This is a genomic window from Rhizobium sp. WYCCWR 11146 (assembly GCF_013591995.1).
GTDB classification, from domain to species: Bacteria; Pseudomonadota; Alphaproteobacteria; order Rhizobiales; family Rhizobiaceae; genus Rhizobium; species Rhizobium indicum.
Genome location: NZ_JACCEY010000037.1, coordinates 30,934 through 45,943 on the forward strand (window position 1 = coordinate 30,934; position 15,010 = coordinate 45,943).

The 15,010-nt window shown below is 60.4% G+C and carries 14 protein-coding genes and 1 tRNA gene; 10 read left to right on the plus strand and 5 right to left on the minus strand.

Annotated features, from left to right (window positions below; genetic code table 11):
* The first annotated feature begins 121 nt into the window (after positions 1 to 121).
* The 5 genes from yajC (at position 122) to HX899_RS27740 (ending at position 4,845) form a co-directional block, all read left to right on the plus strand.
* Entirely contained in the window at positions 122 to 469 is a 348-nt protein-coding gene (gene yajC, locus HX899_RS27720; RefSeq protein WP_003539006.1) for a preprotein translocase subunit YajC, read from the plus strand.
* A 45-nt stretch (positions 470 to 514) separates the two neighbouring features.
* Complete coding sequence (gene secDF / locus HX899_RS27725) at positions 515 to 3,055, plus strand: protein translocase subunit SecDF (protein ID WP_181293883.1); 2,541 nt, start codon at positions 515 to 517, stop codon at positions 3,053 to 3,055.
* A 4-nt stretch (positions 3,056 to 3,059) separates the two neighbouring features.
* On the plus strand, positions 3,060 to 3,446 hold the full coding sequence (locus HX899_RS27730) for an Mth938-like domain-containing protein (RefSeq protein WP_003539009.1): 387 nt from the start codon (positions 3,060 to 3,062) through the stop codon (positions 3,444 to 3,446).
* A gap of 2 nt (positions 3,447 to 3,448) precedes the next feature.
* Positions 3,449 to 4,306 (plus strand): phytoene/squalene synthase family protein, encoded by an 858-nt coding sequence (locus HX899_RS27735; protein WP_138391113.1) that lies wholly within the window; start codon positions 3,449 to 3,451, stop codon positions 4,304 to 4,306.
* Positions 4,307 to 4,377: 71 nt separating this feature from the next.
* Entirely contained in the window at positions 4,378 to 4,845 is a 468-nt protein-coding gene (locus tag HX899_RS27740) for a hypothetical protein (protein ID WP_065279733.1), read from the plus strand.
* Between the two features lie 103 nt (positions 4,846 to 4,948).
* Here the strand turns inward: HX899_RS27740 and trmFO are convergent, their stop codons facing one another.
* The 3 genes from trmFO to HX899_RS27755 all read right to left on the minus strand — a co-directional run bounded on the left by trmFO (position 4,949) and on the right by HX899_RS27755 (position 7,060).
* The gene (gene trmFO, locus HX899_RS27745) at positions 4,949 to 6,382 is read right to left on the minus strand and encodes a methylenetetrahydrofolate--tRNA-(uracil(54)-C(5))-methyltransferase (FADH(2)-oxidizing) TrmFO (RefSeq protein ID WP_181293884.1); all 1,434 of its coding nucleotides are present in this window, start codon (positions 6,380 to 6,382) and stop codon (positions 4,949 to 4,951) included.
* Positions 6,383 to 6,475: 93 nt separating this feature from the next.
* A complete protein-coding gene (locus tag HX899_RS35620) occupies positions 6,476 to 6,619 on the minus strand; it encodes a DUF1127 domain-containing protein (RefSeq protein ID WP_003539017.1) in 144 nt (47 codons plus the stop codon).
* A gap of 294 nt (positions 6,620 to 6,913) precedes the next feature.
* The gene (locus HX899_RS27755) at positions 6,914 to 7,060 is read right to left on the minus strand and encodes a DUF1127 domain-containing protein (protein ID WP_003539019.1); all 147 of its coding nucleotides are present in this window, start codon (positions 7,058 to 7,060) and stop codon (positions 6,914 to 6,916) included.
* Positions 7,061 to 7,928: 868 nt separating this feature from the next.
* On the opposite strand from HX899_RS27755, the gene HX899_RS27760 reads away from it, so the two are divergent.
* From HX899_RS27760 to HX899_RS27780, 5 genes are all read left to right on the plus strand, one after another.
* Positions 7,929 to 9,032, plus strand: coding sequence for a DUF2157 domain-containing protein (locus HX899_RS27760; RefSeq protein WP_181293885.1), 1,104 nt, complete (start codon positions 7,929 to 7,931; stop codon positions 9,030 to 9,032).
* Positions 9,029 to 9,619, plus strand: a complete 591-nt coding sequence (locus HX899_RS27765) for a GDYXXLXY domain-containing protein (RefSeq protein ID WP_181293886.1) — start codon at positions 9,029 to 9,031, stop codon at positions 9,617 to 9,619. Before HX899_RS27760 ends, HX899_RS27765 begins: the two co-directional genes overlap by 4 nt.
* A 153-nt stretch (positions 9,620 to 9,772) precedes the next feature.
* A tRNA-Leu gene (locus HX899_RS27770) sits at positions 9,773 to 9,857 on the plus strand.
* Positions 9,858 to 10,057: 200 nt separating this feature from the next.
* Positions 10,058 to 11,542, plus strand: a complete 1,485-nt coding sequence (tig, locus tag HX899_RS27775) for a trigger factor (RefSeq protein WP_138391107.1) — start codon at positions 10,058 to 10,060, stop codon at positions 11,540 to 11,542.
* 177 nt (positions 11,543 to 11,719) lie between these two features.
* Positions 11,720 to 12,142, plus strand: coding sequence for a nuclear transport factor 2 family protein (locus tag HX899_RS27780; RefSeq protein WP_138329798.1), 423 nt, complete (start codon positions 11,720 to 11,722; stop codon positions 12,140 to 12,142).
* 119 nt (positions 12,143 to 12,261) lie between these two features.
* Here HX899_RS27780 and HX899_RS27785 read toward each other — a convergent pair whose 3' ends face one another.
* Both HX899_RS27785 and HX899_RS27790 read right to left on the minus strand, forming a co-directional pair.
* The gene (locus HX899_RS27785) at positions 12,262 to 14,031 is read right to left on the minus strand and encodes a radical SAM protein (protein ID WP_181293887.1); all 1,770 of its coding nucleotides are present in this window, start codon (positions 14,029 to 14,031) and stop codon (positions 12,262 to 12,264) included.
* 160 nt (positions 14,032 to 14,191) lie between these two features.
* A complete protein-coding gene (locus HX899_RS27790; protein WP_181293888.1) occupies positions 14,192 to 15,001 on the minus strand; it encodes an endonuclease/exonuclease/phosphatase family protein in 810 nt (269 codons plus the stop codon).
* Positions 15,002 to 15,010 lie beyond the last annotated feature (9 nt).

Sequence of the window (15,010 nt, forward strand, 5' to 3'; positions counted from 1 at the left end):
TGAGGCAGCGGAATCGGTACGGTTTCCGGCTGTTTCTGTTGCATTCATCGAAGCCGTAACTATAGTCCGGCAACCTGAAAAGAGAGGCGGAGTTCCGCCGCCCAAGCCTGAGGAGTTTAGCATGTTCATCACCCCGGCATTCGCCCAGAGCGCGACCGATACCGCAACGGGATTCGGCGGCTCCGGTTTCGAAATGATCATCCTGTTCGTGCCGCTGATGGTCGTCTGGTACTTCCTGCTGATCCGTCCGCAGCGCGCACAGGCAAAAAAGCGTGAGGAGACCCTGAAGGCGATCCGTCGCGGCGACCAGGTCGTCACCGGTGGCGGCCTCGTCGGCAAGGTCACCAAGGTGATCGACGAAAAGGAAGTCGAAGTCGAGATCGCCGACGGCGTGCGCGTGCGCATCGTCCGCAGCGGCATCTCCGAAATTCGCGTCAAGGGTGAACCGGTCAAGGCCGACGCGGCGTAACAAGCGATAACGGCAGGACCGCCGGATCGGAAGATCGTCGAGAGAATGTTGCATTTTTCCCGCTGGAAAACACTTCTGATTTGGCTGGCCGCGTTTGCGGCCATCGTCATCGCTGCGCCCAATCTGCTGACCGAGGCGCAGCGATCCTCCCTGCCGGACTGGTTGCGGCACGACCGCGTAGTGCTTGGTCTCGACCTGCAGGGCGGCTCGCATATCGTTCTAAAGGTCGAGCGTTCCGATATCGTCAGGGGCCGCCTGGAAGAGGCGGTCGCCAATGTGCGCAACGCGCTGCGCGGCGCCGGCATCCGCTATACTGGGCTCACCGGCAATGACCAGACCGTTACCGTGCGGATCACCGATGCGGCCCAGACACAGGCGGCGGTCGATCTCCTGAAGCCTCTGACGACGGCTGGCGGTCATTCGGGACCTGAGGTCGCGCTGCAGCAGGGCGACCAGGGGCAGCTCTCGCTGCAGATTTCCGACGCCGGCATTACTGCTGACGTCGCTTCCGCCCGGACCCGCTCGCTCGATATCGTTGGCCGCCGCATCGCCGGATTGGGCAATGATAATTTCCTCGTTCGCCCCGATGGCGCCGACCGCATCGTCGTGCAGGTGCTGGGATCAATCGATGCGGAGCGGCTGAAGAATATCCTCAACCAGCCGGCCAAGCTTTCCTTTCATCTGATCGACGAAAGCATGTCGGGGCAGGAGGCGCTGAACGGCCGCTGGCCGGCGACATCGCAGGTGCTCTATTCGCTTGACGATCCGCCGGTACCGTATCTCGTCGACCGCACGGCTTTCATCACCGGCAGCAACATGGTCGATATCGAGCCTGTCGTCGATCAACAGACGCAGGATACCTCGATCGCCTACCGTCTCGATGCCGAAGGCACGCAGCGGCTGGCGCAGACGACAGGGCAGAATATCGGCAAGCACCTTGCCATCGTCTTTGACGACCAGGTGATGTCATCACCGGTCATCGATGCAGCGATCACCGGCGGCGAGGGCCGGATTTCGGCAAACTTCTCCGAGGATGGCGTCCGCGACCTTGCGATCATGCTACGGGCCGGCGCCTTGCCGGCGACGCTCACCAGCGTTGAGGAACGCAGCGTCAGCCCGAGATTCGGCGCCGATTCTATCTTCAACGGCCTCGTCGCCGGCCTCGTCGCCGTGGTATTGGTCGCGGCACTGATGATCGCGCTCTATCGCATCCTCGGCATCATCGCCGTCGCATCGCTCTTCCTCAACCTGATCCTCATCGTCGCGGTGCTCAGCCTTATCGGCGCGACGCTCACCTTGCCAGGGATTGCCGGTATCGTGCTGATCGTCGGCATGGCGGTCGATTCGAACGTTCTGATCTATGAGCGAATCCGCGAAGAGGAAAAAACCACCCATTCCTTTGCGGAGGCCGTCGGTCGCGGTTTCTCGCGCGCATTCGCAACGATCGTCGACGCCAATGTGACGATCTTCATCGCCGCCATCATCCTCTTCTTTCTCGGCAGCGAATCCATCCGCGGTTTCGCGGTGACGCTTGCCGTCGGCATCCTGACGACCGTTTTCACGGCTTTCACGCTGACGCGCTCGATCGTTGCCATCTGGTTGAGAAGGCGCCATCCCCGGCATCTGCCGAAGAGCGTGCTGACGCATCTTTTCGAACACGCCAATATCCGCTTCATGGGGATCCGCCGTTATGTCTTTACGGCGTCGGCGGTCATCTCGCTGATCGCCATGGCCGCCTTTGCCACCGTCGGCCTGCATCTCGGCATTGATTTCACCGGCGGCTCGCTCATCGAGGTGACGGCAAAGCAGGGCAATGCCGACATCGCCGATCTCAACGCCCGCCTCAATGATCTCAATCTCGGTGAGATCAGTGTCGAGCGCACCGGCGGGCCGTCGAACGCGCGGATCCGCATCGCTTCCCAGGGTGGCGGCGAAAATGCCGAGCAGTCGGCGGCGACGCTGGTGCGCGGCGAGCTCCAGGAAGATTATGATTTTCGCCGCGTCGAGGTCGTCGGTCCCGCCATCTCGGGCGAATTGACGATGATGGCGACGCTCGGCGTGCTTGCGGCACTTGCGGCTATCCTCATCTACATCTGGATCCGTTTCGAATGGCAATTCGCGGTCGGCGCCATCATTGCCACGCTGCACGACGTCATCATCATGCTCGGTCTCTTCGTGCTATCAGGCATCGAGTTCAACCTGACGAGCATCGCCGCCGTGCTGACCATCGTCGGTTATTCCCTGAACGATACGGTCGTGGTCTACGACCGAATGCGCGAGAATCTGAAGCGATACAAGAAGATGCCGCTGCCGATCCTGATCGATGCTTCGATCAATCAGACGCTGTCGCGCACCGTTCTGACCGCGGCGACGACGTTGATCGCCTTGCTGGCGCTCTTTCTCTTCGGCGGTGAAGTCATCCGTTCCTTCACCTTTGCGATGCTCTTCGGCGTCGCTCTCGGTACCTTCTCTTCGATCTATATCGCCGCTCCTGTCTTGATCGTCTTCCGGCTGCGGCCGGAGGCTCCCGACGGGGAAGAGAGCAACAAGACGGATGCGGGTGTAAAATCCGGCACGGTGGTTTGAAAACATGGCAAAAGGCATAGAAATCCGCGCCGCACATTTCCCCGGGCGTGCTCCGATCGATGCATACGGCAATGGCGGCTTTCGTTTTGCCGACATGTCGCATCGCGGCTCGATCCTTTGCCTGCCCTCCGGCATTCATGGCTGGGACATGGACATGTCGAAACCGCTGTCGCCTGAAAATTTTCGCCGGGTGCTGGATGAGGCCGCTGATATCGAGGTTCTGCTCGTCGGTACCGGAACCGAGCTTCGCCGTCTGCCCGAGGAATTGAGGCTGGCGCTGAAGTCGCGCGGCATCTCCTCCGATCCGATGAGCACCGGGGCTGCAGTGCGCACCTTCAATATTATGCTCGCAGAGCAGCGTGCCGTCGCCGCGGCGTTGATTGCGGTCTGACGATGACTGAAGCGCATATTGCGACCAACCAGGATATCTGCCTGGCGATGCTGCGTGACAGCGATCGCGACCGCTATCTCGCCTGTCTGCTGTCACCGGAGGAAAAGCGCGGCGCGCTTGCAGCTCTTTACGCCTTCAATGCCGAGCTTGCCCGCATCCGCGATCTCGTCCACGAGCCCTTGCCCGGTGAGGTGCGGCTGCAATATTGGCACGATCTTCTGGAAGGCAGCGCGCACGGCTCGACGGCGGCCAATCCCGTCGCCGCAGCCCTTCTGATCGCCATCGAAACGCACCGCCTGCCACGCAAGACGCTGATCGACATGATTGAGGCCCGTACCTTTGATCTCTATGACGATCCGATGGAGACACGTCTTTCGCTTGAAGGCTATGCCGGCGAAACGGCATCGGCGCTGATTCAGCTCGCAAGCCTGGTGCTTTCGCCGAAGGAGGCCGCACGCTCGGCCGACGCTGCCGGCCATGCCGGCGTCGCCCAGGCGGTCGCCGGGCTGTTGCTCCTGATGCCGCTTCATCGCCGCCGCGGCCAGATCTATATTCCGCTGCAGATCCTTACCGCCACCGGTCTCGACCGCGATGCCTTCCTCGTCGGCGAAGACAGGCCGCGCATCTCTGCCGCCATCGAGGCTTTTGCCGGCCTCGGTCGCGAACATCTGGCAAAGGCGAGGGCGGCGGGCCCGATTGCGCCGACCGTCTTTCCAGCCTTCCTGCCGGCGACGCTTGCCGAACCGGTGCTCGTCAAGGCGCAGAAACGCGGCGCCTTGCTGCTCGACCGGCCGCTGCAGCCGCCGCAATGGCGCCGCCAGCTGCGGATGGGGCTGGCTGCCGCACGCCGAAAAATCTGATATCGGTCAAATTCGCGCAAGTCTCGCGCGTTACAAGGCTTCCACCGCTACCCTTTGAACGGAGACTCGGCGTGGGCATTATCGTCTGGTGCGTCCTTTTCGCGATCGTCATTTTCTTTGCTTTCGTGGCAACGCGCATGGCCGCACAGAACAAGGAAGATGGCCTGCATGACACGGGCCTCGCCATCATCGAGTTCGGCCGTGCCTTTCCGAACGAGGCGATCCGCCAGCTGCAGGCGACGGAAAACGGCCAGGCCGTCTTTGTGCGCCTGCACGACAACAAGGCCGGCTTCATGCGCAACATGTCGCGCCATTTCTCCTGCCACGTGATCGAGCCGGGTCGGGTGCGCGTCGTCGGCTCTGAAACGGGCAGGGGACTGGTGATCGACTTCCTCGATGCACCCCATCACAACGGCGATTTCGAATTCGCTTCCGCCAAGGAAGCCTCGGAGGTTTCGCTCTGGCTGCTCGGCAATTATATCGCCGAGCCGGATAAGGACCTGCCGCCCGGCAATATTTCGGCGGCGAACAAGCAGTAGTGCATGTCGCTCAAAAGTGTGCATCGGTTTGGGAGGACGACATGCACAAAAGCAAAGACGTCAAGCGGTCGCATGCGCGATGCGACGCGCTTGAAAACGCCGGTCAGGCGCTTTCGGCAAGCGTCGATTCTTGACCGAGCCAGGCCGCGCAGTCGGCAAGCGCGCGCCGTGCGATCAGCTGCCGCTTCATGATCGTCTTGTCCTTGCCGCGGAAGCGCTTGACGCCTTCGGGCTTGACGATCGAACCCGGCTGGAGCTCCGGAAACAGCCCGAAATTGATGTTCATCGGCTGGAACGATCGTTTGCCCGGCTCCTCGTCGGTGACGAGGTGCCCGCCGGTGATATGGCCGAGCAGTGAGCCGAGCGCCGTCGTCGCCGGCGGTAGCGAAATCGCCTCGCCCTTGCGTTCGGCGGCGGCGAAACGCCCGGCCATCAGCCCGACGCTGGCGCTTTCCACATAACCCTCACAGCCGGTGATCTGGCCGGCAAAGCGCAGGCCGGGCCGCGATTTCAGCGTCAACGACGGATCGAGCAGGGTGGGGGAGTTGATATAGGTGTTGCGGTGCAGACCGCCGAGACGGGCAAATTCCGCATTTTCCAGACCCGGGATCATTCGGAAGATATCCGCCTGCGCGCCATATTTCAGCTTCGTCTGGAAGCCGACCATATTGTAGAGCGTGCCGAGCGCATTGTCCTGCCGCAGCTGCACTACGGCATAGGCCTTGACCGTCGGATTATGCGCGTTCGTCAGCCCCATCGGCTTCATCGGTCCGTGGCGCAGCGTCTCGCGGCCGCGTTCGGCCATCACCTCGATCGGCAGGCAGCCGTCGAAATAAGGCGTGCCCTCCCATTCCTTGAAGCCGACCGTGTCGCCCGCGATCAGCGCGTCGACGAAGGCATTGTACTGCGCCTCGTCCATCGGGCAGTTGATGTAATCCTTGCCGGTGCCGCCGGGTCCGACCTTGTCGTAGCGCGACTGATACCAGCAGATATCCATGTCGATGCTCTCGCGATAGACGATCGGCGCGATGGCGTCGAAGAAGGCCAGCGAATCCTCGCCGGTTTCCGTCTGGATGGCGCTTGCAAGCGACGGCGCCGTCAACGGTCCGGTGGCGACGATGGCAAGATCCCAATCCTTTGGCGGCAGGCCGGTGACCTCTTCACGCACGACGGTGATAAGCGGGTGGTCAAGGACCGCTTTGGTCACCGCCTCGGAGAAGCCATCGCGATCGACGGCGAGCGCACCACCGGCCGGTACCTGGCACCGGTCGGCAGCGGCCATGATCAGCGAGCCCGCCATACGCATCTCGGCATGGATGACGCCGACGGCATTGCTGGTCGCATCGTCGGACCGGAAGGAGTTGGAGCAGACGAGTTCGGCGAGGCCGTCGGTCTTGTGCGCATCCGTGCCGCGCACCCCGCGCATTTCATGCAGGATGACCGGAACGCCGGAACTGGCGATTTGCCAGGCGGCTTCCGAACCGGCAAGCCCGCCGCCGACGACGTGGATAGGGGAATGGGAGGAGATCGTGTTCATTCCGGGCTGATATCATGTCGGCAGGTGCGATCCAACACCCTGGAATCAAAAACGGCGCCCTTGGGCGCCGTCTTGGAAGCATCGTACTCGCTATTAGCGGAACGAGCGGGATGCGATATTCCGGATGTCGTAGCGGCTGACGCCGATATCGGACAGGGTCTGGTTCGAAAGGCCACCGAGTTCATTGAGCGTACGACGGTAGCTGAGCCAGCTTCTTGCAATGCGGATCGGGTTCATTGTCTTCTTCCTATGTCCGCGGGACGGCGGGATCGCCTGTCTCTCTGCGGTTGATGTTTATATAGGCGAGAACCGTCCGATTGTGCAGTGCAAATAAAAGGCGTCTGCCATGCAATTGTGCACTATGATGCTCTTCAATTAAGCAGAGGATATTTTTTGAGCGGGCTAACAAGTGGGAAAAAGCTGCAACCGCCGCGACAGCCCCATGCAGACAAAAGAAAACGCCCGCTGCGGGTACAGCGGGCGTTTAAATCGAGAACAATCCTGCTTGGGAGGAGCAGCGGATCGCCTGAATTAGCGGTGAGAAGCCTCACGGGCAACGCGATGGATGTCCGAACGGTCGATGCCGAGATCGTGCAATTCGCGGTTGGTCATGCGGCCGAGTTCCGTGACGGTCTGACGATACTTGCGCCAGTTATTGAAAGAGCGAGAGAAGTTCATGTTAAGCCCCTTTCCGAGGGTTTCATCCGCCAGCAGCCACCGATCGGCGCTGACCTCTATTTGATGACTGGAATATATGTTGCGACGCGAAAGACTAAAACAGACAAGTTTTCAGATCACCTATGCGAGGCATGCAATGCTCAAAGGGTATTTGACGCAGACTTACCATTTTTTGATCAACGAATAGGCAGAATGACTTTTGGGAAAGCAGTTCGATTTGGAGGGGCGAATGGGTGCCAGCAGAAAACGCTGCGTCCCCGGTGATTCCGCCTGTGCGTCCGCTGCAAAGAGGCGTTCCGCTGCGGATTGGACGTCGCCCACCCCTTCCCGGAGTTGGTGGGGCGGCGTGACGACAATGTGGCATGACGGCGCCATGCGACGAAAATCCTCTCACTGCCAAGGCTTTAATGAAGCCTTGGCTAAACAAAAACGCCCGCCGGGGGAGGATCCGGCGGGCGTGTTATGGTGACTGACAACTGGGAGGAGGAGTGTTGTCAGTCTATCGCAGCGCGCTGGGAGGAGGAGTGCGCAGCTGCGAATCTCGTCACGGACAAGGCATCCGCGGGCGTCCGGCTAATGCCGGGCCGGGGCGCCATCCCCGTGCTTCGATGCATTGATCAATAGTATGACTAATGAGTATTGTGCAGTGCAATAAATTCATGGGGGATATGCGAAAATTGCATACCTCTCCGTTCATAGGCTTATATTAGCGCTTATGACGTTAGCGGCCGGTTAACACTCGATACTATTTAGACCAATGAGGAACTTGTATATTTGTCGCAAGAGCGTTTGCGAACACCCGTGCTGCGTCTATAACGGCGTGAGCTGCAGCGCCGCAGTCGACGTTGCGGAAATTGAGGGGTTGAGCATGTATCGCGGCAGATTGGAGCGGGATCTCTCGCTCTGGGTGGGCAAGGGCCTGCTCGGGCAGGAAACAGCAGGAGCGCTTCTCGCCGAATATGACAGCCGCCCGGCAAGCTTCAGCCTCGGCCGGGTGCTGATGGCGCTGGCAGCGGTGCTGCTTGCAGCTGCCATCCTGCTGGTCGTCGCCTCCAACTGGGAGGCCATCCCGCGCCTGGTGCGCGTGGGGGGCATTCTTGCCCTGATCTGGGTGGTGCATATCGCCGCCGCCCGGATGCTTGCCCGCGGTGCGACAGCCGCCGCAGGCGGCTTGCTGGTCATCGGCGCGATGAGTTTCGGCGGCGCCATCTCGCTGGTCGGGCAGATGTATCACCTCTCCGGCGACGAGCAGACGGTGATGTATCTGTGGTTCGCGATTGCGACGGTCTCGGCGATCCTATTCCGTTCAGCCGCCGTAACCGTCGTCGCCGGCTTCCTCTCCTGGGCGTCCTTCGCCGTCTATCTTGAGAATAACGACACGCATTGGATCGGTCTCGATCCCTGGATGGCGCCGGTCATGGCGGTGATCGTCATCGGGCTGGTGCGGTATACCGGCGCCGAGCGGGCCCGCCACCTGGCCTACCTGCTGCTGATCGGCTGGCTTGCCTGGCTCTATACTCTTTATGAGGAGATCGCCGTGGCGCTTGCCTTTGCAATCGGCGGCATGGCGGCCTTCGTCCTGACGGCCTTGCCCCCCAGGCCTATTGCCTCCTTAGTCAGAACCGCCGGTGCGGCTCCTGCCTTCTACAGCTTCCTCGTCGCCGTAATCGGCTTCCTGCTGCTGCATATCGAGATCGAGGATGGCTGGGGGCTGGTGGTGCTCGGGGTGGCGACGCTTGCCGCTTCCGTGCTGGCGATCGTCCTGCGTGGCAGGGACAATGGCGCGGTGCGATATCTCGCCTACGCGACCTTTGCCGCGGAGATGCTCTATCTCGCCTCCGTCACCGTCGGCTCGATCCTCGGCACGTCGAGCCTCTTCCTGTTCTCCGGTCTCGTGGTCGCGCTGGTCGCCTGGATGGTCATCCGTCTTGAGCGGCGTTTTTCGGCGAATGTACAGGGGGAGCGGGCATGAACTCGTTCATGGCACAGCTGCAATCCGGCAAGGGTTATCTCTTTTCGGCGATCATTGTCGCCGGTCTGCAGACCCTTATCCTCGGCACGATCATCCAGAGCCGGGCGTCGATCCTCAGCGATGGCGCCGAGGTGCTGCTGAAGACGGCGCCCGTCGATCCGCGCGATTTCCTGCGCGGCGACTATGTCGTTTTGAACTACGACATTTCCTCGGTGCCGGTGCAGACGGTTTCCGGCGGCATTCCGGCCGAGGCCGGCGAACGGGTGTTGTGGGTCCGGTTGAAGAAGCAGGAGGACGGTTTCTGGACGGTGACCGAATCGTCCTTTCACGAAATGCCTCCGCAGCCGGAGTCCGTCATCCTGCGCAGCCAGCCGTTTTATAGTGGCGGACTTGCCGCCGGCGACAGCATGCGTGTCGAATACGGCATCGAGCGCTACTACGTTCCTGAAGGCGAGGGCAAGCCGATCGAGGAGGCCCGCAATGACGGCAACGTCGCCATCGCAGTGCGTGTTTCCCCTGATGGAAGCGCACAGATCCGCAGCCTTCTCGTTGACGGCAAGCCGGTTTACGACGAGCCGCTCTACTGATCCGGTCACACTTCGGGGCAGGGCGGTTCCGGGGCTGCAAATCCCCTGTCATTTGCCGTTCATTTTTCCTTTGCCTCGACCAAATCGGGTGATATAGAGACGCCGCGCTCCGGAAGGCCTCATGCGCAGGCATAGGCATGCGGTTTTGTGAACGCGGGTATGGTGAAATCGGTAGACACGCCAGATTTAGGTTCTGGTGCCGCAAGGCGTGGGAGTTCAAGTCTCTCTACCCGCACCAAGCTGTTTGCAGGCGGGAGACTAAGAATCGGTTGTTCCAGAACAATTGAGAGTTGTCCCGAATAGCCCGCGAGTGCCATTCCGCTTTGGGCGGAATGATATGGAATTGGGAAAAGCCACGCGCGGCAGGATCGCCGGCGTCGTGCTCATCGAAACGAACGGCGTCTGGGCACGGCCGCCACGAAATGAAGGTAGGAAGACATGCAGGTTATCGAAACGCTCGCTGAAGGGCTGAAGCGCGAAATCAAGGTCGTTATCCCGGCCAAGGACATGCAAGACAAGATGAATGAGCGTCTTGCCGATGTGAAGGACAAAGTTCGCATCAACGGCTTCCGTCCGGGCAAGGTACCCGCTGCTCACCTGAAGAAGGTCTACGGCAAGTCGATCATGGCCGACCTCGTCAACGAGATCGTCCGCGAGCAGCCGGCAGCCATCCTGTCCAGCCGCGGCGAGAAGTCGGCCACGCAGCCGGAAATCGCCATGACGGAAGACAAGGACGAAGCCGACAAGATCCTCGCAGCCGAGCAGGATTTCGAATTCACGCTCTCCTATGAAGTGCTGCCGCCGATCGAACTGAAGTCAGTCAAGGGCATCAAGGTCACGCGCGAAGTCATCGACATCTCGGACGACGAAGTCAACGAGCAGGTCCTGAAGGTCGCCGAAAGCGCCCGCGCTTACGAAACCAAGACCGGCAAGGCCGCCAATGGCGACCGCATCACCATGGATTACGTCGGCAAGGTCGACGGTGAAGCCTTCGAGGGCGGCACCGACCAGGGCGCCGAACTTGTGCTCGGCTCCGGCCGCTTCATTCCGGGCTTCGAAGACCAGCTCGTCGGCGTCAAGGCCGGCGCCGAGAAGACCATCACCGTGACGTTCCCGGCCGACTACCCGGCCAAGAACCTCGCCGGCAAGGAAGCGACCTTCGACGTGTCAGTCAAGGAAGTCGCCGCACCTGCCGATGTCGAGATCAACGACGAACTCGCCTCCAAGCTCGGCATCGAATCGGCCGACCGTCTGAAGGAAATCGTCCGTGGCCAGATCGAATCGCAGTACGGCTCGCTGACCCGCCAGAAGCTGAAGCGTCAGATCCTCGACCAGCTTGACGAGATGTACAAGTTCGAGACCCCGAACTCGCTCGTCGACGCCGAATATAACGGCATCTGGAGCCAGGTGAACAACGACCTCGCCCAGTCCGGCAAGACCTTCGAGGATGAAGACACGACCGAGGAGAAGGCTCGCGAGGAATACAAGACGCTCGCTGAGCGCCGCGTTCGCCTCGGTCTCGTTCTCTCCGAAATCGGCGAAAAGGCCGGCGTCGAAGTCAGCGAAGACGAGATGCAGCGCGCCATCTACGATCAGCTGCGCCAGTATCCGGGCCAGGAAAAGCAGATCCTCGAATTCTTCCGCAGCCAGCCGGGTGCCGCCGCTTCGATCCGCGCGCCGATCTTCGAAGAGAAGGTCATCGATCACCTGCTGACCGAAATCGACGTCACCGACAAGAAGGTGACCAAGGAAGAGCTGCTCGCCGAGGAAGAAGGCGAAGCGAAGGCCGAAACCAAGAAGGCAGCACCGAAGAAGAAGGCTGCCGCCAAGGCCGAAGCAACTGACGCCGGTGAAGGCGAAGAAGCCGCACCGAAGAAGAAGGCTGCTCCGAAGAAGAAGGCGGCTGACGAAAGCGCCGAATAATCGCTTTTCGGTTCTGAAGTTTGGAAGGGCCTCGCCATCGTGCGGGGCCTTTTTCTATTTGTCAGGTCAGTTTATTCTCGAACGCCTACTCCATTGTGTTTATTTATCCGGAACAACAAAGAGTTGCATTAAAGTATAATTAGATGCAGATTTCGCTGATGGTGGAGGGACCTGAAAATGACCGCAAAGCACGACATGAAGAAGCTCGTGGAGGAAATCTATGCTGTGCGTGACCGTGGCGATGTCGAAGCTACGCTGGCGCTGATCGGTGAGCATTGCACCTTTCGCATGGTCGGCAATACCCGGCTGGCGCCTTTTTCGACTGAATCAAGCGGGGATTCTTTTCGCCAGGCGATAACCCAGCTTATCACAGTGTGGGATCTATCGAATATCAGGACAGCCGGCATCTATGTGGACGAGGATGAGCATATGGTCTTTGCCCACCGCGAAGGCGAGGTCAGGCACATCCCATCGGGCGTGAGCTTCCATACGGAATTCGTCGACAAGATCCATTTCCGAGATGGGAAACCGGTCAAGATCGTCGAATTCGTCGACACACTGCAAGTGGCCGAGACGACCAAGATGATCCAAGTCGCTTAAACGGCCACCAAAGTCGGAGCCTTCAAAGCGCGTTCTCAAACTTGATTCATGCGACGCGCTTTAGCGACATGCATTGGCTTAGAGTTTGATGCTGCCAGCCGCCGTTCAAGAATTACCGCTCAATGCGCGGTCAGTTGCGCGACTTTCCTGACATGGCTGACGGCTGCGGCGCCGCCGGCGGTCTGTGTGAAGAGGTGGAGCGTTTCCTCTTCGTCGTCGGCGACAGGCGTCAGGGCCTGATCCATATAGGTCTTCGACTTCGCATCTCTTGAAATCAGGAATGCCGAAATCGTCAGGCCAATGATCGTGCCTGCGAGTGAAGCATGTTTGCTGAAGGTTTCCCAGGCAAAGCGCGGCCAGAAGACCAGCGGATTCTCGCGCGGCAGGTCCGGGCGCCGCTCCGACGGCGTCTTCAGGCGCAGCAGGCCGCTTTGCAGCGGGTGCACGTTTTCCAGCGGCACAGTGGTCGCGAAGGAGACGAGAACCTTGACGAGCCTTGCCAGCGGTACCCCGGTCGCCACGGCGCGGCGCAGCAGCGTCTTCATATGATCAGGCGAATAATAGAGCGCCCAGGCCTCGTGGTAGATGTCTTCCCATCCCTGCTTGCTCATCTTCGGATGCGCCGTGCAGACATGCTCGACATCGTAGATGTTGAGATCGGCATCCATCTCGACGCCCTTCTTCCACAGGACCTGATGATCCTCGGAGCCGGGCAGTGGCGTCAGGATGAAGAATTCGATGACGTCGAGCGGCAACTCTTCCTGGATGATCGTGATGTCGCGGCGGATCGATTCCGGCGTATCGGCGGGGAAGCCCAGGATATAGCCGGCGAGCGTCATGATGCCCTGTGCCTTCCAGGCGAGCAGCATCTTGCGGTATTCGGTGATCTTGTTCTGGTTTTTCTTCGCGGCGGTCAGATTGTCCGGATTGACGTTTTCGAGGCCGATGAAGACGCGAGTAACGCCGGCGCGCCGGGATTTCTCGATGAAATTAGGGATCTTGTGGCAGAGCGTGTCGACCTGGATCATCAGGCCGAGCGGAATGCCGTCCCGCTCCTTGAGCTCGATCAGCCGGTCGAAGATCGCTTCCCAATCCTTGTTGCGGGCGAAATTGTCGTCGGTGATGAAGAATTTGTGGATGCCCTGCGCCCAGTTCATCCGCACCAGCTTTTCGACGTCGTCGGCCGAGCGGAAGCGCGACTTGCGTCCCTGTACGTTGATGATGGTGCAGAACGAGCACTGATAGGGACAGCCACGTCCGGCATCGAAGCTGGTGCTGAGTCCGAGCGTGCGCTGGATATTGTCCTTCGGCAGGAAGGGAACCGGCGTGCCGCCGATACCGGGAAGGTCGTTCATGAAATTATAGAGCGGCTTCAGCTCGCCGGCGGCGGCGTCGCGCAGCACCATGTCGAGCCGGCCCTCGGCTTCGCCGGCAAACATCGAGATGCCCATGTCGCGGCAGGCGTCAAGCCCGACGGCCTTGCCATCCAGCATCGACAGGCAGCCGGAAACATGGAAGCCGCCGATCGAAACCGGCAGGCCGGCATCGCGGAAGGGACGGGCGATATCGAGGGCGCGCGGATACTGGTTGGTCTGGACGCCGACGAGCGAAATCATGCCGAAATTGTCGTGACGCTTGAACTGCGCCAGCAGTCCGGCGACATCGATCCGCGTATTGGTCTCGTCGATCACAGTGATGTCGATGGCCGTATCGTCGCCGAGCACCTTGCGCTCGGCACATTCGGCGGCAATGCCGTAGAGCGCCGCAAGCGAATTGGAGGGGATCATCGCCCGCCACCAGCGGATGACGTAGCCGTCATCGTCATAATGCGACGGCTTGATCAAGATCAGCTGAAAACGTCTGCGCGCAACTTCCAAGACATGGGACAAGAGTATCTATCTTTCTTTAGAAGCTTTTGCCCGAAGGCAAAATGGCGTTGAAGGCAGCTATCAGGCACCACATATCAATGCGATTTAGGAGGTCGAACTAAGGCGTAAAAAAACGGCACGGCGCGCAAACGCTTCGCGAAGTGTATTATTCCTCAATATACTACCCGATATCGAGCAGCAATGCGCGATGGTCGGAGACTTCGGGCGCCGCGACCACCTCGAATTTGGCAACCTTCACCCCTGGCGTCACCAGCATGTAGTCGGCAAAGCGGCCCTGCTTCAGATAGTAGGAGGTTCGCGTGTCTACAAGGCCGCTTCCGGTGACGAGGTCGGAAAGCCCGAGTCTGGCGAGAATCGCAAAGGTTGCGCTATCAGGCAGCACGTTGAAATCGCCGCAGACGATGAGCCCTTCGTCACCGGGCCAGACCCGCTCGATGAGCCCGACTAGCGCCGCGGCCTGCTCGTCGCGCGCTGGTGTGTCGCCCTTGCCTGCGGGATCGCGCAGGCCATGCATGTGGGCGATGGTCACGGTAGAAGCGCACTCATGGCTGAAGAGACGGATGCAGTGGGCGTTTCGCGGTCGAGGATGCTCGCCCCAGCCATCAGCGGAAAAACGGCCATGCACGAAGCCCAGCCCTTGGGCGATGACGGAATGCGTTTTGCGCACGAAGGTCGCCAGCCCGAATTCGGCGACAATGGCGCTATCGCCGTCGAAGAGTTCGCCTCTCGATGTCGGGCAGAAGAAGCCGTCGTGGCCGGGCAGGGCGGTGCTGATCTCGGTAAAGAGATTGAAGCGCTGCGGCAGCTCGACATCGCCGTCCCGATAGACCGACCAGCCCGAGTGGGTACCGGGTGCGCGCAAAACCTCCTGCAGGCACAGCGCATCCGGATCGGCCGCCGTCACATATTCAATCAGCGCCTCATGAAGCCTGCCGCCCCATGCGTTCAGCGAGATGATGCGCAATGTCATTCGGCTCCG

What these genes read in the sequence shown, in the direction of transcription:
- HX899_RS27730 (WP_003539009.1), top strand. Translation starts at nt 3,060, where the DNA reads ATGGCAAAAGGCATAGAAATCCGCGCCGCACATTTCCCCGGGCGTGCT.
- secDF (WP_181293883.1), top strand. Translation starts at nt 515, where the DNA reads ATGTTGCATTTTTCCCGCTGGAAAACACTTCTGATTTGGCTGGCCGCG.
- trmFO (WP_181293884.1), bottom strand. Translation starts at nt 6,382, where the DNA reads ATGAACACGATCTCCTCCCATTCCCCTATCCACGTCGTCGGCGGCGGG.
- HX899_RS27760 (WP_181293885.1), top strand. Translation starts at nt 7,929, where the DNA reads ATGTATCGCGGCAGATTGGAGCGGGATCTCTCGCTCTGGGTGGGCAAG.
- HX899_RS27780 (WP_138329798.1), top strand. Translation starts at nt 11,720, where the DNA reads ATGACCGCAAAGCACGACATGAAGAAGCTCGTGGAGGAAATCTATGCT.
- HX899_RS27765 (WP_181293886.1), top strand. Translation starts at nt 9,029, where the DNA reads ATGAACTCGTTCATGGCACAGCTGCAATCCGGCAAGGGTTATCTCTTT.
- HX899_RS27790 (WP_181293888.1), bottom strand. Translation starts at nt 15,001, where the DNA reads ATGACATTGCGCATCATCTCGCTGAACGCATGGGGCGGCAGGCTTCAT.
- HX899_RS27755 (WP_003539019.1), bottom strand. Translation starts at nt 7,060, where the DNA reads ATGAACTTCTCTCGCTCTTTCAATAACTGGCGCAAGTATCGTCAGACC.
- tig (WP_138391107.1), top strand. Translation starts at nt 10,058, where the DNA reads ATGCAGGTTATCGAAACGCTCGCTGAAGGGCTGAAGCGCGAAATCAAG.
- HX899_RS35620 (WP_003539017.1), bottom strand. Translation starts at nt 6,619, where the DNA reads ATGAACCCGATCCGCATTGCAAGAAGCTGGCTCAGCTACCGTCGTACG.
- yajC (WP_003539006.1), top strand. Translation starts at nt 122, where the DNA reads ATGTTCATCACCCCGGCATTCGCCCAGAGCGCGACCGATACCGCAACG.
- HX899_RS27735 (WP_138391113.1), top strand. Translation starts at nt 3,449, where the DNA reads ATGACTGAAGCGCATATTGCGACCAACCAGGATATCTGCCTGGCGATG.